Source organism: Sideroxyarcus sp. TK5, assembly GCF_054601595.1.
On record NZ_BAAHSJ010000005.1, the window covers coordinates 181,380 to 202,885 of the forward strand.

Here is a 21,506-nt window from a genome sequence, read left to right on the forward strand (position 1 = left end):
CGCCCTCTTACTTACGCCCCACGAGTCGATAACATGCGCGTTTCAAAATTCTTCATCTCCACTCTCAAGGAAGCCCCTGCCGAGGCCGAACTGCCCAGCCACCGCCTGATGCTGCGCGCGGGCTACATCCGCAAGCTCGCCAGTGGCTTATACACCTGGATGCCTCTTGGCCTGCGCGTGCTGCGCAAAGTCGAGGCCGTGGTGCGCGAAGAGATGGACAACAGCGGCGGCATCGAACTGCTGATGCCGGCCGTGCAGCCCGCCGAACTGTGGCAGGAGACGGGACGCTGGGATGTGTTCGGCCCGCAGATGTTGAAGATCCGCGACCGGCATGATCACCAGTTCTGCTTCGGCCCCACCCACGAGGAAGTCATCACCGACATCGCGCGACGCGAAGTGAAGAGTTATCGCCAGCTACCCTTGAACTTCTACCAGATACAGACCAAGTTCCGCGACGAGGTGCGTCCGCGTTTCGGCGTGATGCGCGCGCGCGAGTTCGTGATGAAGGACGCCTATTCCTTCCATGCGGATTTCAGTAGTCTGGAGCAGACCTATCAGGTGATGTACGACACCTATTCGCGCATCTTCACGCGCCTCGGCCTGCAGTTCCGCGCCGTGGCGGCGGACACCGGCGCCATCGGCGGTTCCGGCTCGCACGAGTTCCACGTGCTGGCCGATTCCGGCGAGGACGGCCTGGCTTTCTGCCCGGACTCGGATTACGCCGCCAACGTGGAGCTGGCCGAAGCGCTGGCGCCGACTGCGCCTCGTGCAGCTGCCTGCGAGACCATGCGCGAAGTCGACACGCCGCGCCAGACCACCTGCGAAGAAGTGGCCGAACTGCTTGGCATCCCCTTGCAACGCACGGTGAAACTGCTGGCCATCGTTGCGGAAGAAAAGCTGGTTATCCTGCTGCTGCGCGGCGACCACAGCCTGAACGAGATCAAGGTCAACAAATTGCCCGGCCTGTCCGAATTCCGCTTCGCGCGCGAGGACGAGATCCGCGCCTTCTTCAGCTGCCCGCCCGGTTTCCTCGGCCCGGTCGGCATCGACCGCCGCCAAGCGCGCGTGATCGCGGACCGCACCGTCGCCGCGATGAGCGACTTCGTGGCCGGCAGCAACAAGCCCAAGTTCCACACCGCCGGCATCAACTGGGGCCGTGACCTGCCCGAACCGGATCTGGTCGCGGACATCCGCAACGTGGTGGCGGGCGATCCGTCACCGGACGGCAAAGGCACGCTGGAACTGTGCCGAGGAATCGAAGTCGGCCACATCTTCCAGCTGCGCACCAAGTATTCCGAAGCACTGCAAGCCACTTATCTGGACGAGAACGGCAAGACACAGGTCATGGAGATGGGTTGCTACGGTATCGGCGTATCGCGCATCGTGGCCGCGGCCATCGAACAGAACTTCGATGCACGCGGCATCGCGCTGCCGGCCGGCATGGCACCTTTCCAGGTCGCCATCGCGCCGATCGGCTACAAGAAGAGCGAGGCGGTGAAAGCCGCCGCCGACCAGCTCTATTCCGAGTTACAAACAGCCGGTATAGAAGTGTTGCTGGACGATCGCGACGAGCGTCCCGGCGTGATGTTCGCCGATCTGGAGCTGATCGGCATCCCGCACCGCATCGTGATCGGCGACCGCAGCTTGAAGGAAAAAAACGTGGAATATCAGGGCCGCAAGGACGATGCCGCACAAGTCGTCGCCTTGCAAGATGTGCTCAAGCTCGTACAATCAAAACTATGAAAACAGGATTCAGGATTCAGGATTCGGGATTCGGGGACGCCAATACGCCGCCCCGCGGCTTCGCATCTCCCGGAATCCTGAATCCCGTACCCTTGGTCCTTGCTTTCGCGCTCTGCCTGCCGCTCGCCGCGCACGCCGGCGCTCAGAAACAGGAAAAACTGTCCGCCAGCGTACGAGCCATGTTGCAGCGCGCCGTGTCCGACCAGGCCGCGCCCAAACTGGCCTTTGCGTCGCAGCAGGAGGCGCAGACCTGGCTGGACGAGATGTCGCGGCGTCTGGAGAAACGCATGCCTGACGCGGACTTCCGGTTCGATTTCCTCAGTACCGTGCATTACGAGGCGACGCGCGCCGGACTGGACCCGCATATGGTGCTGGGTCTGATCGAAGTGGAGAGTGGCTTCAAGAAATATGCGGTTTCGAAAGTCGGCGCGCGCGGTTACATGCAGGTGATGCCCTTCTGGACCAAAGCTATCGGTTCCAGCGAACACAATCTGTTCCACCTGCGCACCAACCTGCGCTACGGCTGCACCATCCTGCGCCACTATCTGGATATCGAGAAAGGCAATCTGTACCGCGCGCTCGGGCGTTACAACGGCAGCCTCGGAAAGTCCAAATATCCCAATCTGGTCAAATCAGCTTGGCAAAAACACTGGCATTCGCCGTTCGCTTCGCCGCGCCATGAGGGCTGATCACGGACGGCGTTTGATGTAGGACTCGACGCTGCTGCGCGTCAACAGGCCTTCCTGATAACTGACCAACTCGCCTTGGGGATCGTAGAGATACGAAGTGGGTAACACGTTCACTTCGCCCACCTGCGCCGCCTGGTCATAGTCACTGACGGCCACCGGATAACTGATAGCGAAGCGCGTCACGAACTCGCGTACCGATTTCTCGGTGGAGTCGAGGGCCACGCCGATCACCACCAGATCCTTGCGCCGATGGGCTTCATGAAGGTCGACCAGATCGGGGATCTCTTCCAGACAGGGCGGACACCAGGTCGCCCAGAAGTTGACCAGCACCCATTTGCCCTTGTAATCGGACAGGCGCTGTGTCTTTCCCTGCAGGTCCTTGAAACTGAAGCTGCCGGCCGCGACCGGGGTCGCGACCAGCAGGAACAGCAACAGCAAAAACAGACGACGCATCAGTGACCGCTTTTCCGGTCGTCATGTCCGATGTCAGTCGCGTCCGCATCATGCCCGCCAGAATGCCCGTCCGCAGCGTGCGTCAGGTACAGCGCCAGCGAGATCAGCGCGATGGCGGCACCGAAATACACCAGATCGAGCGGACTCTCGACATGCATGGTGATCGCTTCCTCGAACAGCGTAACGATCATGATCATCAGGATCACCTTGGCCAGTTTGGACTTCAGGTCGTCCAGATTGTTGATCACCAGTATCTTGCTGGATGCCTTGCTGCCGTGAGCCTGGTCGATGTCGCTGATGAACAGCTCGTACAGTCCCAGCGAGAAGATGAACATCACCGTCCCCAGCAGATAACCGTCCACCACTTCCACGATGTGCGACACGATGCTGTCGTGCAGGGCCTTGCGCGCCTCGTCGCTCAGCGAAGCATCACCATAATGCAAGGCATGCTGGAACAGGTTTATCACGTCGACCGTGGCCATGTAGAAGATGGCGAAGCCCGCCAGCAGACTGCCGACCACCGCGGCCATGATGACGAAGCGGCTGTTCCACAGCGCGCCCTCGAACAGTTGTTCAAAGAATTTCATTGCATCTCTCCTGATCAGTACATGTTACGGGATTCGAACGGCGCGCATTAGAACCGAAATGCCTCCCGGCGGCAACCGCTCAGAGCCGCGTCTCCCAAAGGTCGCGCAGCGTCTGTTGCTCGGACTGGAACAAGCGCTGTTCCAGCACCTTGAACCAGGCATCGATATGCGGATCGCTGGCCTGCTTGGGCAAGCTGGAGGTATCCAGCAGGAACATGCGCATCAGTTCGGACACCATGACATATTCCGGCGCACGCACCATTCCCCAGCCCTGATCCGACAATTTGCCCACGATCTTCGCGTCGCTCAGTCTTTGCAGGATGCGCTCGACCTCTTCGTAACCGATACGTAGCCTGCGAGACAGCCCTTGCAACACCTGCACTTCCCCGCTCTTCAGCCCTTCATCCATGAATTTGAGCATGTGCAGCGCGAAATACAGCTGGGTCACCTGATCTTTCCTGACGGCATGCTCGCTGCGCCAGTGCGGGATCGCCGCCGAGATGATGGCCCCGAACAGCAGCATCAGCCAGGACAGGTATATCCACAACAGGAAGATCGGGAGGCTGGCAAAAGCCCCGTACACCAGCTTGTATGTCGGGAAATGGGTGATGTAGTAGGCGAACGCCATGTTCATGGACTCAAAGGCGACCGCAGCGATCACACCACCGATGAGCGCATGACGGATCGGGACATAGCGATTGGGCACGACACTGAACAACATGGTGAACGCCGCAGCCGTCAGTATCACGGGGAACACCTTCAAGACCGCGAGCCCGCCCGGCGGCACATGTTTGGCATAGCCGACGGACAGGCCGGTCAGCCAGGAAGTCAACGACAGGCTGGCCCCGACCAGCAGCGGGGCGAGCGTGATGACCGCCCAGTACACCAGGATGCGCTGCAACAGCTTGCGCTGCCTGGATACGCGGAAGATGCGATGGAACGCGTTGTCTATCGTCATCATCAGCATCATCGCGGCGATACCGAGGAAGGCGATACCCATCGCGGTGAGGCGCGATGCACTTTCCGCGAACTGCTCGACGTAGCGCGTGATCATCTTGCCACCGGTCTCGGGCAGCATGTTCGACAGGAAGAAGGATTTGATCTCGGCCGCCATGTCCGAAAAGACCGGGAAGGCGGAGAACACCGTCAGCATGATGGTGATCAGCGGGACCAGCGACAGCAGCGTGGTGAAAGTCAGACTGGCCGCCATCTCCATACAGCGGTCATCGCGCAGTCGCAGGGCGACGAAGCGCAAGAAACGCAGTGCATCCAGCACATCCTGTTTTAGACGTTCCATATTCCAGCCAGACTCCATACAATGCGCGCATGATAACCGACAAAACCGCACAACAAGACCACGGCAGCATGGCGCGCCGCTTGTTGCGTGCCCACCGCTACGGCGCACTCGGCACGCTTTCAAAAAAATTCGACGGCCACCCCTTCACCTCCATCACGCCCTATCTGGTCGACCATGATGGCAGCCTGCTGATCCTGATCAGCGGACTGGCGGAACACACCAAAAACATCCTCGGCGATTCGCGCGTCAGCCTGATCACCCACAATCAGGATGATCCGCACATCCAGACACAGGGACGTGTCACCGTGGTCGGGCACGCTGTGTTCCAGCAGGACAGGGAGCGTTGCGGCAAACGCTATCTGCGTTACTTCCCGGAAGCGCAGACCTATTACGACATGGCAGACTTCAATTTCTACCGCATCACACCACTGGCGATCCGCTACATCGGCGGTTTCGGCGACATCCACTGGGTCAAGGGCGAACGCTATCTGGTTTCCAGATACCCGCTGATGGATGAAGAGGATGGCTTGCTCGCGGAACTGAACAGCCACAGCCAGAATGCCGACAGCTTGTGGATAGGGGTCGATTGCGACGGTTGCGACCTGATGCAGGCCGGCAAAACACGACGCCAGGATTTCAAAGAGATTGCGCTCAGCTCGGCTGACGCCCTCAGCGCCATCCGCACTGCATCTGCTTAACCGCGCACGCCTTTCAACTCCAGCGGCGGCGGTTCGCTGACTGTCGGCGGAAGCGCTTCAGCCGGAAACTGCCTGGCCTTCCGCGCTTTCAAGGCTTTCTGATCCTGCGGGTGAGTTTCCGGGATATTCTCGATGTAGAGCACCGCTTTCCCTTTCGAAGGCGGGACTGCCTGAGTCTGGACGGCTGCTTCAGCCAAAGGCGCGGCCGATGAAGATGCCGCGAACACAGCCAGCATCCACCCGAGCATCAGGGTCGGATACCGGCTCCGTTCACGCACCGGCCTCATCCCGCTTCACACCTGCGGATGCGCACGCTCGGTCCCGGCGTGCAACTTGTTCAGAGCGTTCAGATAGGACTTCGCTGAAGCGACCACAATGTCGGTATCGGCCCCCTGCCCGTTCACCACACGCCCTCCTTTGGACAGACGCACGGTCACCTCGCCCTGTGCATCGGTGCCGCTGGTGATGTTGTTCACCGAGTACAGCAACAACTCGGTGCCGCTCTGCACGATCTGTTCGATCGCCTTGAACGTGGCATCCACCGGTCCACCGCCCTGCGCATCGGCATGCTGTTCTTTCCCGCCGACATTGAGCACGACCCGCGCCACCGGCAGGGCACCGGTCTCTGAATGGGCTCCCATCGCTACCAGCCGGTAATGCTCGCTCACTTGCGTCACTTCCTCGTCGCTCACCAGTGCCTGGATATCCTCGTCGAAGATCTCGCTCTTACGGTCGGCCAGATCCTTGAAGCGGGCGAACGCGGCATTCAAGGCGTCCTCGCTCTCCAGCACGATACCCAGTTCCTGCAAGCGGGTACGGAAGGCATTGCGCCCGGACAGTTTGCCGAGGGTCAACTTGTTGGTACTCCAGCCCACATCTTCGGCGCGCATGATCTCGTAGGTCTCACGGTGCTTGAGCACGCCATCCTGATGGATGCCGGATTCGTGCGCGAAGGCGTTGGCCCCCACGATGGCCTTGTTCGGCTGCACCGGATAACCGGTGATGCTGGACACCAGCTTGGAAGTCGGCACGATCTGCGTGGCATCGATGCGGCAATCGCAAGAGAAAACGTCGCGACGGGTACGCACCGCCATCACGATCTCTTCCAGCGAGGCGTTGCCCGCGCGCTCGCCCAGACCGTTGATGGTGCACTCCACCTGGCGTGCGCCGTTCAACACGGCAGAGAGCGAGTTGGCGGAAGCCATACCCAGGTCGTTATGACAATGGGTGGACCAGATCACCTTGTCACTGTTCGGCACGCGCGCGATCAGCTCCTTGAAACGCTCGCCCCACAGGGCCGGGATGCTGTAACCCACAGTATCCGGCACGTTCAATGTCTTCGCGCCCGCCTTGATCACCGCATCGAACACACGCACCAGGAAATCCATCTCCGAGCGCACCGCGTCCTCTGCGGAGAACTCCACATCATCGGTGTATTCCAGCGCCCACTTCACGGCCTGCACCGCGCGTTCCACCACATGGTCCTCGGTCATGCGCAACTTGTGCTGCATGTGGATGGGCGAGGTGGCGATGAAGGTGTGGATGCGCCCGCGTTTGGCCGGTTTGATCGCCTCGCCTGCCGCGCGCACATCCTTCTCGTTGGCGCGTGCCAGCGAACAGACCGTGGAATCCTTGATGACTTCGGCGATGGACTTGATCGCATCGAAGTCGCCGGGACTGGCCGCGGCGAAACCGGCTTCGATCACATCCACGCCCAGCTTCTCCAGCTGGCGCGCGATGCGCATCTTCTCTTCTTTGGTCATGGAAGCGCCCGGACTCTGTTCGCCGTCGCGCAAGGTGGTATCGAATATGATCAGTTTGTCAGTCATTTTGTGTAGCTCCATCGCAATTGTTCATCCACGGCTCTCACCGACCGAGCCGCCTGCTTTGATACATGTGGGGGTGGGTTCAGTTTGCGCGCGGGCGCAGCTTCAGCGCGGCCAGCAGGCTGAAGGTGGAATGCAAAAGCGAGATGTGGCGGGAGAAATGCATGGCCCGCAATATAGCGGCTTTTATTGGGGGCCGCAACCGTGCTTACTTGAACTGCTGCAGCATGATCGCCCACTGCTGCGGCCACTGTTCCAGCGGCAGTCGCTTGTAGCCACTCTTGCCGAACTGCTGCCAGCGCCCGACCACGTAGCACAGCAACAGGTTGGCATGTGCGCCGACGTCGGCATCCGCCGACAATCCGCCCTGCGAGGAGGCGATGCGCAGCGATTGCTTGAGCGTGGTCTCGACACGGTCGAGGAACTGGTTGATACGCTGCTGCAGGCGCTCGTCCTCGTTCACCAGCGCGTCGCCGATCAGCACGCGCGTCATGCCGCGGTTCTTCTGCGCGAAGCCCAGCAGCAGTGCCAGAATACCCTCCACCTGCCGTAACCCGTCCTGTTCTTCAGTGGCGATCTTGTTGATCAGGCCGAACACGGTCTGCTCGATGAAATCGATCAGCCCCTGGTACATCATGAACTTGCTGGCGAAATGGCGGTACAGCGCCGCCTCGGACAATTGCAGGCGCGCCGCCAAAGCGGCGGTGGTGATCTTCTCGCCCTTGGGTTGCTCCAGCATCTCGGCAATGGTCTGCAAGATCTGCAATTTCCGTTCGCCCGTCTGTTTGGTCGCCATCCTTATTCCTTTCCTATAACTTGCTCGCGATGCGCGGCAAATCCAGCACATCACCTATCTTCACATCCACAAAGCGCGGCGTACGCGGCGCACGACTCACCCATACGGTATGCATGCCCAATCGTTTCGCGGTGCGCAGGTTCTCCGCGCTGTCTTCCACCATCACACACTGCGCGGCACTCAGCCCGTGCTTGCGCAACAGGCGGCGAAAACCGGCCGCCTCCGGTTTGGGGCGGTAGCGCGCGTTCTCGATGGCGAACACGTCATCGAACAGATCGTCCACCTGCATCAGTTTCAGCACCGCCCGCGCATAATGCGCCGGGGCGTTCGAATAGACCAGCTTGCGCCCCGGCAGACGTTTCAATGCCCAGCGCAGGCGCGGCTCGCGCAACACCATCTCGGGCAGTTCCGGGAACTGGTGGGTATGCCACAGGAAATGGTCAGGGTCGGTGCCGTGATGCTTCATCAGGCCGGTCAGCGTCGCACCGTAGCGTTGCCAGTAATCGATGCGTAACGCGTTCGCCTCCTTCACATCCAACTTGAGGTGCTCCTGCAAGTAGGCCGTCATGCTGCGGTTGATGTGCGGAAAGATATGCGGCGTCGCATCATGCAACGTATTGTCCAGATCGAAGACCCAAACGCGCCCGTTCACTTGCTCTTGATCAGCGTGCCGACGCCTTCGTCGGTCAGGATCTCCAGCAGCAGCGCATGCGCCACGCGTCCGTCGATGATGTGCACCGCCTTGACGCCGCTGCGTGCAGCATCCAGCGCAGAACCGATCTTGGGCAGCATGCCGCCGGACAAGGTGCCGTCCGCCACCAGTTCGTCGACCAGCTTGGGCGTCAGACCGGTGAGCAGCTTGCCGTCCTTGTCCAGCACGCCCGGCGTGTTGGTCATCAGCACCAGTTTCTCGGCACGCAACACTTCGGCCAGCTTGCCCGCCACCAGGTCGGCGTTGATGTTCATCGTCTCGCCGTCCGGTGCGACGCCTATGGGTGCGATCACCGGGATGAAGTCGCCGGAATCGAGGAAAGTGATGATGGACGGGTCGATCTTGCTGATCTCGCCCACCTGGCCGATGTCCAGCATCTTGCCCGGCTCATCGTGGCTCTCCAGCATCATCTTGTCAGCGCGGATGAAGGCACCGTCCTGCCCGGTCAGGCCGACCGCCTTGCCGCCGTAGCGGTTGATGAGGTTGACGATGTCCTTGTTGACCTTGCCCAGCACCATTTCGACCACGTCCATGGTTTCGTCATCGGTGACGCGCATGCCCTGGATGAACTCGCCCTTCTTGCCCACCTTCTGCAGCAGCTCGTTGATCTGCGGGCCGCCGCCATGCACCACCACCGGGTTCATGCCGACCAGTTTGAGCAGCACTACGTCGCGCGCGAAACCTTCCTGCAGCTTCGGGTCGGTCATGGCATTGCCGCCGTACTTGATGACGATGGTCTTGTCGAAGAAGCGCTGGATATAGGGCAGCGCTTCAGACAGGGTGTGGGCTTTTTGCGCAGCGGTGGCGGCAGATAGAGGCATGGCAGCTCCTGAAGAAATTGCCGCGGATTCTACTCCAGACAGAATGAAAACGGGCGGCAAAGCGCCGCCCGCATGCATGTTGCCAGCTGATGCCTACTGGATGACCAGCTTCTTCGCGCTGACCGCCACCTTCTTGGGCAGCGTCAGTTCCAGCACGCCGTCCTGGTATTTCGCCTGCGCCGCGTTCTCGTCCACATCCTGCGCCAATGTGAAGGCGCGCGACACGCTGCCGTAATAACGTTCGCTGCGCAGCAGCTTCTCGCCTTCCTTCACTTCCTTCTCGTTCTTGACCTCGGCACTGATGGAAACCTGGTTGCCGTCGATATGCACATGTATATCGTCCTTCTTCACGCCGGGGATCTCGGCGTGTACTTTGTATGCCTTGTCGTCCTCGCTGACGTCCATCCTGATCTGCACTTCCTGCTGTCCCTCCAGGCGCACAGGCTGCATGAAGAACCCCCGGAACAGGTCGTCCAGGGCATCGCGGGTCGGGTTGTATCTGCTGATGTTGGCCATTTCGTTCTCCTTCGGTTGCGTTCACGGACTGGCGGGCAACCCCGCCTGACAGCAATCTATGGTCGCCCGCATGAATTTCAAGGGCATGAAAAAAGGCGGCTGACAGCCGCCTTTTTCCTTTGCAGGCATATGCTTCACTGGTGATCCATCACCGCCGGATCGTTATAATGCTTGTAGCTCAACTCCAATGCGCGAACAGTCGCTTCGACTTCGACATCGCGCGTCTTTCCGCCAATCCTGAGTGACAGGGTCACCGGCACCTTGTCACCCACGCCGAGCGGCTGCTTCAGCCCGTTCAGCATCAGGTACAGGCCGCGTTCTCCGAACAGCGTGTTGCTGTGCCCCGCGAGTTTCAGGTCGCGCAAAGTGCGCTGCTGCATCTTGCCCCCGCGCTTCATGACGTGGCGTATCTCGCCGGTGCCCGCCAGCGGGCTGCTGACGCCCAGCAGTGTCGCATCCCGGGTCACATACAGATTGAGTTGCACGGTGGCGGCTGTCTGCCCCGGAACGCTCTCGCGCATCCATGCCTTGTCCACGATCACATCCCTGGCCGCGAACACTTGCGGCGCAACCAGCAATGCCAGGACAATGAACAGGGATCTGAGCATGCCGCCCTCCGTTATCAATGCTGCATATGTTTGTACATGTTACCCATGTCATGCCCACCGGCGGCTGGCATGTCGTGCATGGGTTTGCTTGAACTTGCGTCCAGGGCCCTGGCCGGTGCCTGGAACTTCACTTTTCCGCTCTTGCCGTTCTTGTAGCGCAGGGTCAGAGTCAGCTCGATCTTCTTGCCTTCCCGGATCTGTTGCTTCAAACCCAGCAGCATCAGGTGGTAGCCAGCCGCCCCCAGGTCGACCGCGGTACCGGCAGGCAGTTCGATGGACTCGACCTGGCGCATCCTCATCATGCCGCCTTCGTGCACCATGCTGTGCAACTCGGCAGTCTCGGCGCAGGAACAGGTGACACCGACCAGCTCGGCTGCCTGACGGCTGGTGATGACAGCCTGCACCATCGCACTGTTCTGCCCCGGCGCGGTGGCGCGTGTCCAGGCTTCTGAGACTTCCACATCGGCCGCCTGCGCCGCGAACGACAGACCGAACAAGACCGCTAAAATAACCTTACGCATTTGACACTCCTTATCAATGAGGTGCCGCATCGCGGCGGCACACTATTCTAGCTCCGATCCCGCCTTAAAAAGCGAAATCCCCTTTCAGCCACAGATTGCGTCCCATCTCGTTCACGCGCGTGGTCTGCGTGTAGCCTGTCACCATCGCACCGGCACGGCTGATGTGCTCGGCATAGGTCTTGTTGAACAGGTTATCCACGCCCGCACTCACCTTGAACGCCGTATTCGCATGCCAGCCGCCGTTCAGCGAGAACACGCTGAAACCGCCAGACGCCGCGATGTCCTGCCCGGCGATATTGCCCTGGTTCACCGCCACGCGATCCTGCGCGGCAACCGCACGCAGCAAGGCGCCGAACGACCAGACATTGTCGTCGTAGTTCAGACCGATACGCGCTTCCAGCGGCGGCATCTGCCCCAGCGCGGTAGCGTCGGTATCGTTGCTGCCATGGACATAGGCCAGGCTGCCGTCCACCTTCCAGTCATCCATCAAAGCATAGGCAACACCCGCCTCGGCACCATAGGTCGTCGCGTCGACATTGCGCGTCACGGTGACGGCCGTCATACCCTTCATCACGTTCGACTGGATCAGGTTGAAGTCGGTGATCTTGCTGTAGAACGCGGATACCGAGCCGGACAGATAGTCACCCGCGCGGTAGTTCATGCCGACGTCGAGTTGCGTGGTCTTCTCGCTGCGGGTGTTGAACGAACTGGCCGTGGTCAGGCTTTCCTTGTTGAACAGTTCCCAGTAATCCGGCGCGCGCGAAGTGCGCCCCGCCCCGACATACCAGGTGTGCGTCGCGGAAGTATCCTGCTCGTAGCGCAGGAATCCGCTGGACAGCGTTTCCTTTCGCGTCTGATTGGCGGTGGGGTTCATCACCGAGGTCATGCCGCGCATGATCATGGTTCGATAGTCGGTCGCCTGCCAACTGTCTGCACGCAGACCGGCGATCACGCGGCGCGTGTCGCTCATGTCCTGACGCCACTCGCCGAACACGCCGAGGTTCTTGAACTCGGCATCCCTGGTGCGCGCTTTCAGCGTGTAGTCGCCCGTGTAACCCGGTGCCGCACCGCTACGGTTGGTATGCACATTGTTCTGCGTATCAAGCCCCAGTTTGAGCTGGCTGTCGTCCGCCAGTTGCAGCGTGCCGACGGCACGTCCGCCAGTGGTCTTTCGGTCCGGGTTCATCGCCGCCATCATCGAAGCGGGATTGCCACTGCGCAGGGTGTAAACGTCCATCACATGATCGACATAGTTGTAATACGCCTGTGCCTCCACTGCTTCCAGCATGCCGCCCAGATTGCGCTTCTCGAACTTCGCACCGAAGTTGTCGCGTGCGAACTTGGTGCCGTCCACGCTGCGATCCGCATAGGCCGCTTCGCCGTCGCTCTTGGCCAGTGTCATTTCCAGCCGCGTATCGTCATCCGGCGTCCAGCCCAGCGCCGCGTTGCCGCTCCAGCGTGTGTAGGAAGAATGCACGGCCACGCCGTTGCCGTCCTGGTAATCGTTGGCATCCGAGCGCGTCGCGTCGGCGCGCACGTAATATTCTTCGTTGCCGGAGGTGACGCTCAACATCTCGTCGTTGCGGCCGTAGCTGCCCAACATCAACGATGCCTGACCATGCGTACCGACCTGTGCATCGCGGTCCATGCTGCGCTCGAACAACACCGTGCCCGCCGAGTTTCCGGCACCGTACAACACGGTCTGCGGGCCTTTGAGCACGGTGATGCGGTCATACGCACCAGGGAACACATAGGCCGTCGGCGGATCCATACGGCCGCCGCATCCGCCCAGGATCTGTTCACCGTCGAGCAGGATGTTCAGGCGCGAACCGGCCATGCCGCGCAGTACCGGATCGCCGTCGGTGCCGCCTTTGCGGATCACCGAGAAACCGGGGATGGTCTTGAGATAATCTGCCCCGTCGTGGGCCGGCACCGGCTGGCGCGGTTTGCGCGGATCAGTCTGCACCGTCAGCGGCGCGCTGCTCTGCGGCGCGGTCACCACCACTTCATCCAGCACCTCGTCTGCGGCCATGACCGGGTTGCCCAACGCCAGTGCGACGCTTGCCGCGATCAACTTCAACTTCATCTCAATCTCCTCCGGTTTATAGAAATACAAGCGAAAAAGATTGTAGGGAATTCAAGCTGCGCACCCCTGCGTCATTTTGTCGCACGCCCGCCACCACGGGCTTCCGGTAGAATCCGCGCCATGCATTCCTCCCTGCTCGCCACCCAGACCGGACACTCGCATCTGCGCCGCCTGTTCATGTTGCGCAACTGGGCCATCCTCGCGCAGCTCGCCACGCTGCTGCTGGTATATCGCTTCCTCAGCACGGAACTCGCCTGGCTGCCGATGCTGTCCACGGTCGGTGTGCTGGCGCTGGCGAACGGCCTGACCTGGTGGCGACTGTCGCGCGACTATCCGGTCAGCCACCTGGAGCTGTTCGTGCAGTTGACACTGGACGTGACCATACTCAGCGTCTTGCTCTATCACGCGGGCGGTTCCACCAACCCCTTCATCTCGCTCTACCTGCTCCCGCTGGTGCTGGCCGCCGCTATCCTGCCGCGCCGCTACACCTGGGGCATGGCGGGCCTGACGCTGGCCTGCTACAGCTTGTTGATGGTGTGGTATGTGCCGCTCCCGACCGGGGATGCCCATGCACAACACGCATCCCCAATATCGCAGATCGCCCCCGACCAGCACACCGGGCATGACGACCCCGACTTCTGCCGCACCGAGCCCCCCTCCGCCTCCGAACCCGATGCCTCGCCGCTGGGCGATGCCTTCAATACGCATGTGATAGGCATGTGGCTGGGCTTCCTCATCAGTGCGGCGGTGATCGCCTATTTCGCGGTGGAGATGGCGGCGGCGGTGCGCCTGCGAGATGCGCAGCTGAACCGCGTGCGCGAGGAGACGCTACGCAATGAACGCATCGTGGCGCTCGGCACGCTGGCGGCCAGCGCCGCGCACGAGATGGGCACGCCGCTGTCCACCATGGCGGTGGTGATCGGCGAGATGCGCGATGAATGCGACAACCCGGAGCAGCAGGAGAACCTCGGCCTGCTCGAAGACCAGGTGAAGAACTGCAAACGCATCCTAGACACGCTGATCCGACATGCACAGGAGACACCGGGCGAGGCGGACGTGGCGACCTTCCTGCACGACGTGCTGGACGAATGGCAGTTGCTGCGCCCCACCGTGCATTACCGCTACCAGACCGACGGTGCACAGCCCGCGCCGCAGATCAGCGCCGATCCGGCGCTGCGCGCCGCCCTGCTGAACCTGCTCAACAACGCCGCCGACGCTTCGCCGGACGAGATGGACATCCTGCTGCACTGGGACGATCAGCACACCGTACTGGAGATACGCGACCATGGCCCCGGCCTCACGCCGGAAGCGGCGGAACGTGCCGGTGCCGCCTTCTTCACCACCAAGGCGGAAGGTCGCGGACTCGGCCTGTTCCTCGCCAATGCCACACTGGAACGGCTGGGCGGCAGCGTGCAACTCTCCAACCGCGAGGGCGGCGGCGCGACCACCGAAGTGGTGCTGCCGCGCAGCAAGGTGAACGCATGAGCGACCTGCCCACCCTGTTGCTGGTGGACGACGACGACACCTTTCGCGGCGTGTTGAAACGGGCACTGGAAAAACGCGGCTATGCCGTGAGCGCCGCGAACAGCGTGGAAAGCGCCTTGCCGCTGGCGGAAGAGAATCCGCCCGAATTCGCGGTGATCGACCTCAAGATGAACGGTGCGTCGGGACTGGTGCTGGTGCAGCGTCTGCACGAGCTCGATCCCAACACGCGCATCGTCATGCTCACCGGCTATGCCAGCATCGCCACCGCCGTGGAGGCGATCAAACTGGGGGCCACGCAATACCTTTCCAAACCGGCCAACGCCGATGAGATCGTGGCTGCCTTCGGCCACAGTGCAGACCCGGACAAGGCGGTGGAAGCCCAGCCCGCCACCGTCGACCGACTGGAATGGGAACACATCAATCGCGTGCTACTGGAACAGAACGGCAACATCTCCGCCACCGCGCGCCTGCTCAACATGCACCGCCGCACCCTGCAGCGCAAGCTGGCGAAAAGACACGTGGTGGATTGATCAGCGCGCCGACCGGCGCAACGTTCAGAGCGAGCTGACGAACTGCACTGCCTGGTCTGCCTGCTCGATGGCCTGTGCGGCGATCTCTTCTGACTGACCGGGATCGATACCCAAAGCCAGCCATTCCTCATCGTCGATATGGACACCGACGAATTCGCGCAGCCCCACGGACGGGATCAGTTTTTCTGTGATATGGATGATGCGCGCCAGCGGCAACCCTGCCGCAGCCTCGGGCGCGCCGGGTGTATGGTGATAGCGGATCACGGCGACCAGTTCATCCGGCAGGTTCCAGTACTTTGCCAGTTCGGCCCCCAGCTCATCATGCGTCGCCTCCAGCAGTTCCCGTTCGATCTCGATGGAAGGCCGCTCCGGCTCGATGGCGATCCGCGTGTGCAGATCGTCGCTGAGCTGTGCATCCAGATGCGCAAGCGCCAGATAGCCGATATCGTGCAACATGCCGGCGAGGAAGATCAGGTCGTCCTGCGGACGTGATTTGTAAGGCATGGCGCGCACCACCGGCAGCATGGCGAACGCGACACTCAGGTTGTGCAGCCATAACTCCTGCGGGTCGAAACGACCGATGGATTTGCTCACCAGCGACATCACGGCAATGCCGGTCGCCACCGATTTGACGCGGTTCAGACCGAGCAGCATGGCCGCTTCCTTGACCGAGCCCGCCTTGCGTGAAGTACCGAGCAACGGCGAGTTCGACAGGCCGATGATCTTGGCCGAGATCAGCGGGTCCTGTGAGATCAGCAACATCATCTGCTGCTCGCCCTCGTCGCTATCCAGATTCAGCGACATGAGCTTTTGCGCGATGACGGGCATGGCAGGGAGAGAATCCAGATGGCGTATGCCTTGCCGCAGGTCAACGGATCTGTTCGTTTCCTGGGTGAAATCCAGGGTGCGGGAGTTATCGACTGTCATAGTGGAGAGGAGGATACGTGCAGATCGCCGGCAACTCAAGTTCGCCGCGGACGATCGACCCGCCATGGCACTGTATAATCCGCGCCCGTCTCTGCCATGATCGATATGCGACTTCCCCTCTTCCTGCTGTGTGTGCTGTCCGGCTGGTGCAATGCAGCCCATGCACTCCCTCCTGCCCCGACCCTGGCGGCGAAGCACTATGCGCTGTATGACGCCAGCAGCGGACAGATGCTGGTGTCCGAAGCGGCGGATGCGCATATCGCCCCCGCCTCCCTGACCAAGCTGATGACCGCGTATGTCGTGTTCGGCGCGATCGAACGCGGCGAACTGTCTCCCGTGCGACGCCTGACCCCCACACCCTATGCGCTACGGTTACAGAAAGAGGAGCCGCGCATGTTCCTGGAGGCGGACAAGGAAGTGACCGTCGAAGTGTTGCTGCGCGGGATGATCGTGCAATCGGCCAACGATGCCGCGCGGGTACTGGCTGAAGCTGTCGCGAACCATGAGATCGCCTTTGCGGATCGCATGAACAGCGAAGCAAAACGGCTGGGGCTGCGCGACACGCATTTCACCAACGCGACCGGCGAGGCCGACCCGCAGCATTACAGCAGCGCGCATGACCTGGCGCTGATCGCGGCGGCGCTGGTGCGCGACTTTCCGCAGTACTACAGCCTGTATGCCCTGCGCGAATACAGCTACAACGGCATCAACCAGTTCAACCGCAACCGTCTGTTGTGGCTGGATCCCCATGTTGACGGGATGCAGACCGCCTGGAGCGAAGAGACCGGCTTCTCGATGGTCGCGTCCGCATTGCGCGAACCGCGCCGCCTGATCGCTGTATTGATCGGTGCCGACAAGGAGATGTTGCGCACCTCCGAGACGCAGCGCCTGCTCAACCACGGTTTCCGCGAATATGAATCGCTGCGTCTGTATCAAAAGCAGCAGGCCATGCGCAGCATGCCGGTGTGGAAAGGCACCGAGGACCGGCTCGACATCGGTTTCCGCGAGGATCGCTACATCACCATTCCGGCAGGACAACGAGAAGGATTGAGCGCACGACTGGAAACCATGCAGCCCCTGCTCGCGCCAGTGAATGCGGGGCAACAGGTCGGCACGCTGCATCTGTCCCTGAACGGCGAGCCGTTCCTGGATCTGCCCGTGATGGCGTTGCATACCGTCCCGCTGGCCAATGTGTTCTCGCGCGGGGTGGATGCGATACGATTGCTGTTCCAATAGGAGGCGACGATGGATGTCTATCTGAACGGGGAATACATGCCCATGGAAGAAGCCCGCATCCCGGTGCTGGATCGCGGCTTCATGTTCGGTGATGGCGTGTACGAGGTCATCCCGGTGTATGCGCGCCGCCCGTTCCGCATGCGCGACCATCTGCAGCGCCTGCAACACAGCCTGGACGGCATCCGCCTGCCCAATCCGCATAGCGTCGAAGAGTGGGAAGCCATATTGGAGACCATGATCGCGCCACTGTCGCTTGACGACCATTACCTCTACCTGCACATCACGCGCGGCGTCGCCAGGCGTGATCATCCCTTTCCGAACCCGCCGGTGCCACCCACCGTGTTCGTGATGAGCAGCCCGCTCACGCATCCGTCGGCAGAACAAGTCACGCAAGGCGTAGCCTGCATCACGGTGCAGGACAACCGCTGGTTGCGCTGCGACATCAAGGCCATCTCACTGCTGCCCAACGTACTGATGCGACAGGCGTCGGTCGATGCCGGCTGCGGCGAAGCCATCCTCATCCGCGACGACAGCTTCCTGACCGAAGGTTCGGCCAGCAACATCTTCCTGGTGAAGGACGGCGTGCTGCTCGCCCCGCCCAAGGACCACCTGATGCTGCCCGGCATCACCTACGATGTGATGCTGGAACTCGCCGCCAGCCACGGCATTCCATCGCAGATCCGCAAGATAATGAAAGAAGAACTGTTCAGCGCCGACGAACTGCTGCTCACCTCCTCCACCCGCGAGGTGATGGCCATCACCTCGGTGGACGGCCGACCCATCGGCAACGGCAAGCCGGGGCCGATATTCGAACAGTTGTACGGGCTGTACCAGACATTCAAACGAGAGGTCATGCGTAAATGAGCGAACCCAAAGATACCCTGATCGATTTCCCCTGCGACTTCCCCATCAAGGTGTTCGGCGTCGCACAGCACGGCTTCGCACAGGCCGTGGCCGAGGCCGTGCAGATCCATGCACCGGACTTCGATGCCGCCAGCATCGAGATGCGTGCCAGCAGTGGTGCGAAGTATCTCAGCCTGACCTGCACCGTACGCGTCACTTCCAAGGATCAACTGGACGACGTCTATCGCACCCTTAGCGGCCACCCGATGGTGAAGATGGTGCTATGACACCGCCCTTCCACATCCGCGCCATGGGACTGGTCGACTACGAGCCGACCTGGCGTGCCATGCAGCAGTTCACCAATGAGCGCACTGCCGACACCGTGGACGAGATCTGGCTGGTGCAGCACCCACCCACCTACACACAAGGACAGGCAGGCAAGCCCGAGCACCTGCTCAACCCGACCGACATCCCGGTGGTCAAGATAGACCGCGGCGGCCAGATCACCTACCACGGCCCCGGCCAGATCGTGCTCTATCTATTGCTCGACCTGCGCCGCTGGAAGATCAACGTGCGCGACCTGGTGCGCCTGATCGAGCAGGCCGTGATCGACCTGCTGGCGGAACACGGTGTGCAGGCGGAAGGACGGACGGACGCGCCCGGCGTGTACGTGAACGGTGCCAAGATCTCCGCGCTCGGGCTGAAGATCAAGAACGGCTGCTGCTACCACGGCCTGTCGTTCAATGTAGCCATGGACCTTACACCGTTCGACAACATCAACCCCTGCGGTTATCAGGGGCTGCGCGTGACGCAATGTCTGGAACTGGGTATCGCACCGGAATTCGAGGAGTTGCAAGCGGAATTGACACAGAACCTCGTGCACGGCCTGCAGCGGCATCTGCAGGAAAAGGGATCAGTTCTCGCTGGTTGAGATCGCCGCTTCGGGCGGTGGCGCCAGCACGGTGACCGTCACGCGGCGGTTGCGCGCCCGGCCTTCGTTGCTGTCGTTCGATGCCACCGGATCGTTGTCCGCATGGCCGATGGCCTTGAGTCGTTCTGCAGCCAAGCCTTGTTCGATGAACAGGCGTACCACACTGCTGGCGCGGGCGGAGGACAGTTCCCAGTTGGAAGGGAATTTCACGGTCGCGATGGGCAGGTTGTCGGTATAGCCTTCCACCTCAACAGGCGCGCTCTCTTCGGCCAGTATCTTTGCGACATCCGTCAGGGTCGCTACCGCCTCGGCTTGCAGCGTCGCATCGCCCTGCAGGAACAGCAGGCTGGCATTGATGTCCAGCGTGACGCCGCGCTCGGTCTGAGTGACGCTCATCGCGCCCTTGTTGACGAAGTTCGCCAGCTTGCCGTTGAGCGCCTCGCTCAGGCGTTTCATGCGTTCCTGCTGTTTGATGTATTTCTCCGCCAGGCGGGCGTTGCGGCGCTCGATCAGCGCCTTGAAGTACATCTCCTCTTCGCTCATGCCGGTTCCGGCATCTGTGCCTTCCTTGGCACCGAAGGCCTTGGTCATGGAACCACTGAACACCTTGTACTTGCCCTCATTGACCGAGGAGATGCCGTACATCACCACGAAGAAGGCGAACAGCAGGGTGATGAAGTCCGCGTAGGAGACCATCCAGCGGTCATGGTTGTCCGGCCCCTGTCTTTTCGCCCGGCGCGCCATGTCAGTTCAGGTAACCCCTGAGTTTGTTCTCGATGAAGTGAGGGTTCTCCGCATTGGCGATCATGCACAGGCCGTCGATCACCATCTCGCGCGTGTTCACCTGGCGCTGGATGAGGATCTTGAGTTTGCCTGAGATGGGCAGGAACACCAGATTGGCGAAGCCCACGCCGTAGATGGTGGCGATGAAGGCGACCGCGATACCCGCCCCCAGTTTGGCCGGTTCGCCCAGACTCTGCATCACATGCACCAGGCCCAGCACCGCGCCCAGGATGCCGATGGTGGGCGAATAACCTGCCGCCGCTTCCCACACGCGCGCACTCTGCCAGTGCAGCGTCTCGTAACTGTTCAGGTCGATATCCAGCACCTCGCGGATCTTCTCCGCGCTGTGGCCGTCCACCAGCAGCTGCAAGCCCTTCTGCACGAAGGGATCGTTCACGGTCTTGATCTGGCTTTCCAGGGAGAGGATGCCGTCCTTGCGCGCGGCATTGCCCCATGCGGTGAGACGATAAGACAGTTGCTGGGCTTCGCTCTTGGGGGTGACGAACACCCACTTCGCCATCTTCACGCCATTCAGGAATATCTTCATCGGATGCTGCACCATCACCGCGCCCAGCGTGCCGCCGAACACGATGAGGAAAGCCGCCAATTGCAGCAGCACATCGATCGCCCCACCCTCGAGGAACTGGCCGCCGAGTATGCCGGCGACGGCGACGACCAGTCCGAACAGGCTGAGGATGTCCATCAGTGTCCCCGCAAAGACGTGCGCAGGCGCGCCACGGCCTGGCTATGCAACTGGCACACGCGCGATTCGGACACGCCCATCACTTCGCCGATCTCGCGCAAGTTCATCTCCTGTTCGTAGTGCATACCCATCAATAGTCTCTCGCGCTCCGGCAGGCGTTCGATGGCTTGCACCAGAGCGGCACGAAAACGCTCGTCCTGCAACAGTTCCATCGGGTTGGCTTCGGTGCTGTAATCGTGCCGGTCGAAGAAGCTTTCTTCGTCCTCGTTGTGGAAATCCTCGTAATAGACCAGCTGCGCGCCGCGTGCCTCCTGCAGCAACTGCTGGTATTCGGTCAGACCCACCCCCAGCTCCTTGGCGATCTCGGTCTCGCTCGGTGCACGCCCCAGCCGCTGCTGCAGCCTGCTGATGGCGTTCTCGATACGGCGCGTGTCGCGGCGCATGCTGCGCGGCAGCCAGTCGGCCCCGCGCAACTCGTCCAGCATGGCACCGCGGATGCGCTGCGCCGCATAGGTCTCGAACTGCGCGCCGCGCAGTTCGTCGTAGCGGCTTGCCGCATCCAGCAGGCCGATCATGCCGGCCTGGATCAGGTCGTCCACATCCACGCTGCCCGGCAGTTTCAGCATCATATGGTGAGCGATGCGCTTCACCAGCGCCGCATGTTCCTGCAGGCATTGGTTCTTGTCGTTCAGTCCATTGGGCGTGTACATTTTCT

General features: G+C 61.4%; 25 protein-coding genes. 9 read left to right on the top strand and 16 right to left on the bottom strand.

From position 1 onward, the window contains the following. Window positions 1-33 precede the first annotated feature (33 nt). Together ACYPYQ_RS10360 and ACYPYQ_RS10365 are read left to right on the top strand one after the other, a co-directional pair. Window positions 34-1,743: a proline--tRNA ligase gene (locus ACYPYQ_RS10360; protein WP_459723755.1), complete on the top strand. Its 1,710-nt coding sequence runs from the start codon at window positions 34-36 to the stop codon at window positions 1,741-1,743. A gap of 179 nt (window positions 1,744-1,922) precedes the next feature. After that, window positions 1,923-2,432 carry a lytic transglycosylase domain-containing protein gene (locus ACYPYQ_RS10365; protein ID WP_459723823.1) on the top strand — a complete coding sequence of 170 codons (510 nt, stop codon included), beginning with the start codon at window positions 1,923-1,925 and terminating at the stop codon, window positions 2,430-2,432. Here ACYPYQ_RS10365 and ACYPYQ_RS10370 read toward each other — a convergent pair whose 3' ends face one another. The 3 genes from ACYPYQ_RS10370 to ACYPYQ_RS10380 all read right to left on the bottom strand — a co-directional run bounded on the left by ACYPYQ_RS10370 (window position 2,433) and on the right by ACYPYQ_RS10380 (window position 4,769). After that, a complete protein-coding gene (locus ACYPYQ_RS10370; RefSeq protein ID WP_459723756.1) occupies window positions 2,433-2,885 on the bottom strand; it encodes a TlpA family protein disulfide reductase in 453 nt (150 codons plus the stop codon). Further along, entirely contained in the window at window positions 2,885-3,472 is a 588-nt protein-coding gene (locus ACYPYQ_RS10375) for a YqhA family protein (protein ID WP_459723757.1), read from the bottom strand. The genes ACYPYQ_RS10370 and ACYPYQ_RS10375 overlap by 1 nt, the downstream gene beginning before the upstream one ends. Window positions 3,473-3,551: 79 nt before the next feature. Then, the gene (locus tag ACYPYQ_RS10380; RefSeq protein ID WP_459723758.1) at window positions 3,552-4,769 is read right to left on the bottom strand and encodes a YihY family inner membrane protein; all 1,218 of its coding nucleotides are present in this window, start codon (window positions 4,767-4,769) and stop codon (window positions 3,552-3,554) included. Window positions 4,770-4,798: 29 nt separating this feature from the next. Between ACYPYQ_RS10380 and ACYPYQ_RS10385 the strand changes: the two genes are divergently transcribed. Then, the gene (locus ACYPYQ_RS10385) at window positions 4,799-5,467 is read left to right on the top strand and encodes a HugZ family pyridoxamine 5'-phosphate oxidase (RefSeq protein ID WP_459723759.1); all 669 of its coding nucleotides are present in this window, start codon (window positions 4,799-4,801) and stop codon (window positions 5,465-5,467) included. Here ACYPYQ_RS10385 and ACYPYQ_RS10390 read toward each other — a convergent pair. The 9 genes from ACYPYQ_RS10390 to ACYPYQ_RS10430 form a co-directional block, all read right to left on the bottom strand. After that, the gene (locus ACYPYQ_RS10390; protein ID WP_459723760.1) at window positions 5,464-5,745 is read right to left on the bottom strand and encodes a hypothetical protein; all 282 of its coding nucleotides are present in this window, start codon (window positions 5,743-5,745) and stop codon (window positions 5,464-5,466) included. The genes ACYPYQ_RS10385 and ACYPYQ_RS10390 overlap by 4 nt on opposite strands. 15 nt (window positions 5,746-5,760) lie before the next feature. Next, window positions 5,761-7,296 (bottom strand): 2-isopropylmalate synthase, encoded by a 1,536-nt coding sequence (locus ACYPYQ_RS10395; protein ID WP_459723761.1) that lies wholly within the window; start codon window positions 7,294-7,296, stop codon window positions 5,761-5,763. A 205-nt stretch (window positions 7,297-7,501) separates the two neighbouring features. Next, window positions 7,502-8,089 carry a nucleoid occlusion factor SlmA gene (slmA, locus tag ACYPYQ_RS10400; RefSeq protein WP_459723762.1) on the bottom strand — a complete coding sequence of 196 codons (588 nt, stop codon included), beginning with the start codon at window positions 8,087-8,089 and terminating at the stop codon, window positions 7,502-7,504. Between the two features lie 13 nt (window positions 8,090-8,102). Then, window positions 8,103-8,741 carry a pyrimidine 5'-nucleotidase gene (locus tag ACYPYQ_RS10405; RefSeq protein ID WP_459723763.1) on the bottom strand — a complete coding sequence of 213 codons (639 nt, stop codon included), beginning with the start codon at window positions 8,739-8,741 and terminating at the stop codon, window positions 8,103-8,105. After that, window positions 8,738-9,622: an acetylglutamate kinase gene (gene argB / locus ACYPYQ_RS10410; RefSeq protein ID WP_459723764.1), complete on the bottom strand. Its 885-nt coding sequence runs from the start codon at window positions 9,620-9,622 to the stop codon at window positions 8,738-8,740. The genes ACYPYQ_RS10405 and argB overlap by 4 nt, the downstream gene beginning before the upstream one ends. A 93-nt stretch (window positions 9,623-9,715) precedes the next feature. Further along, window positions 9,716-10,138 (bottom strand): Hsp20/alpha crystallin family protein, encoded by a 423-nt coding sequence (locus tag ACYPYQ_RS10415; protein WP_459723765.1) that lies wholly within the window; start codon window positions 10,136-10,138, stop codon window positions 9,716-9,718. Window positions 10,139-10,272: 134 nt separating this feature from the next. Continuing rightward, complete coding sequence (locus ACYPYQ_RS10420; protein ID WP_459723766.1) at window positions 10,273-10,746, bottom strand: copper chaperone PCu(A)C; 474 nt, start codon at window positions 10,744-10,746, stop codon at window positions 10,273-10,275. A gap of 14 nt (window positions 10,747-10,760) precedes the next feature. Next, the gene (locus ACYPYQ_RS10425) at window positions 10,761-11,267 is read right to left on the bottom strand and encodes a copper chaperone PCu(A)C (RefSeq protein WP_459723767.1); all 507 of its coding nucleotides are present in this window, start codon (window positions 11,265-11,267) and stop codon (window positions 10,761-10,763) included. Window positions 11,268-11,331: 64 nt separating this feature from the next. Further along, entirely contained in the window at window positions 11,332-13,353 is a 2,022-nt protein-coding gene (locus ACYPYQ_RS10430) for a TonB-dependent copper receptor (RefSeq protein ID WP_459723768.1), read from the bottom strand. Window positions 13,354-13,473: 120 nt separating this feature from the next. On the opposite strand from ACYPYQ_RS10430, the gene ACYPYQ_RS10435 reads away from it, so the two are divergent. Both ACYPYQ_RS10435 and ACYPYQ_RS10440 read left to right on the top strand, forming a co-directional pair. Then, window positions 13,474-14,838: an ATP-binding protein gene (locus ACYPYQ_RS10435; RefSeq protein ID WP_459723769.1), complete on the top strand. Its 1,365-nt coding sequence runs from the start codon at window positions 13,474-13,476 to the stop codon at window positions 14,836-14,838. Then, window positions 14,835-15,368, top strand: a complete 534-nt coding sequence (locus ACYPYQ_RS10440; RefSeq protein WP_459723770.1) for a response regulator transcription factor — start codon at window positions 14,835-14,837, stop codon at window positions 15,366-15,368. Before ACYPYQ_RS10435 ends, ACYPYQ_RS10440 begins: the two co-directional genes overlap by 4 nt. A 24-nt stretch (window positions 15,369-15,392) precedes the next feature. Here ACYPYQ_RS10440 and ACYPYQ_RS10445 read toward each other — a convergent pair whose 3' ends face one another. Then, window positions 15,393-16,295: an HDOD domain-containing protein gene (locus ACYPYQ_RS10445; RefSeq protein WP_459723771.1), complete on the bottom strand. Its 903-nt coding sequence runs from the start codon at window positions 16,293-16,295 to the stop codon at window positions 15,393-15,395. Window positions 16,296-16,400: 105 nt separating this feature from the next. Between ACYPYQ_RS10445 and ACYPYQ_RS10450 the strand changes: the two genes are divergently transcribed. From ACYPYQ_RS10450 to lipB, 4 genes are read left to right on the top strand one after another with little or no spacing between them, the layout of a single operon-like run. Beyond that, on the top strand, window positions 16,401-17,531 hold the full coding sequence (locus tag ACYPYQ_RS10450) for a D-alanyl-D-alanine carboxypeptidase family protein (protein WP_459723772.1): 1,131 nt from the start codon (window positions 16,401-16,403) through the stop codon (window positions 17,529-17,531). Window positions 17,532-17,540: 9 nt separating this feature from the next. Continuing rightward, window positions 17,541-18,395 (top strand): D-amino acid aminotransferase, encoded by an 855-nt coding sequence (locus tag ACYPYQ_RS10455; RefSeq protein ID WP_459723773.1) that lies wholly within the window; start codon window positions 17,541-17,543, stop codon window positions 18,393-18,395. Continuing rightward, window positions 18,392-18,661 carry an HP0495 family protein gene (locus tag ACYPYQ_RS10460; protein ID WP_459723774.1) on the top strand — a complete coding sequence of 90 codons (270 nt, stop codon included), beginning with the start codon at window positions 18,392-18,394 and terminating at the stop codon, window positions 18,659-18,661. Before ACYPYQ_RS10455 ends, ACYPYQ_RS10460 begins: the two co-directional genes overlap by 4 nt. After that, window positions 18,658-19,305: a lipoyl(octanoyl) transferase LipB gene (gene lipB / locus ACYPYQ_RS10465; protein WP_459723775.1), complete on the top strand. Its 648-nt coding sequence runs from the start codon at window positions 18,658-18,660 to the stop codon at window positions 19,303-19,305. The genes ACYPYQ_RS10460 and lipB overlap by 4 nt, the downstream gene beginning before the upstream one ends. On the opposite strand, the gene motD is transcribed toward lipB, so the two are convergent. The 3 genes from motD to ACYPYQ_RS10480 are packed head-to-tail and all read right to left on the bottom strand — an operon-like array spanning window position 19,288 to window position 21,501. Beyond that, a complete protein-coding gene (gene motD / locus ACYPYQ_RS10470) occupies window positions 19,288-20,049 on the bottom strand; it encodes a flagellar motor protein MotD (RefSeq protein ID WP_459723776.1) in 762 nt (253 codons plus the stop codon). The genes lipB and motD overlap by 18 nt on opposite strands. Window position 20,050: 1 nt before the next feature. After that, window positions 20,051-20,791, bottom strand: a complete 741-nt coding sequence (locus ACYPYQ_RS10475; RefSeq protein ID WP_459723777.1) for a flagellar motor protein — start codon at window positions 20,789-20,791, stop codon at window positions 20,051-20,053. Further along, the gene (locus tag ACYPYQ_RS10480) at window positions 20,791-21,501 is read right to left on the bottom strand and encodes an RNA polymerase sigma factor FliA (protein ID WP_459723824.1); all 711 of its coding nucleotides are present in this window, start codon (window positions 21,499-21,501) and stop codon (window positions 20,791-20,793) included. Before ACYPYQ_RS10480 ends, ACYPYQ_RS10475 begins: the two co-directional genes overlap by 1 nt. Window positions 21,502-21,506: the final 5 nt, after the last annotated feature.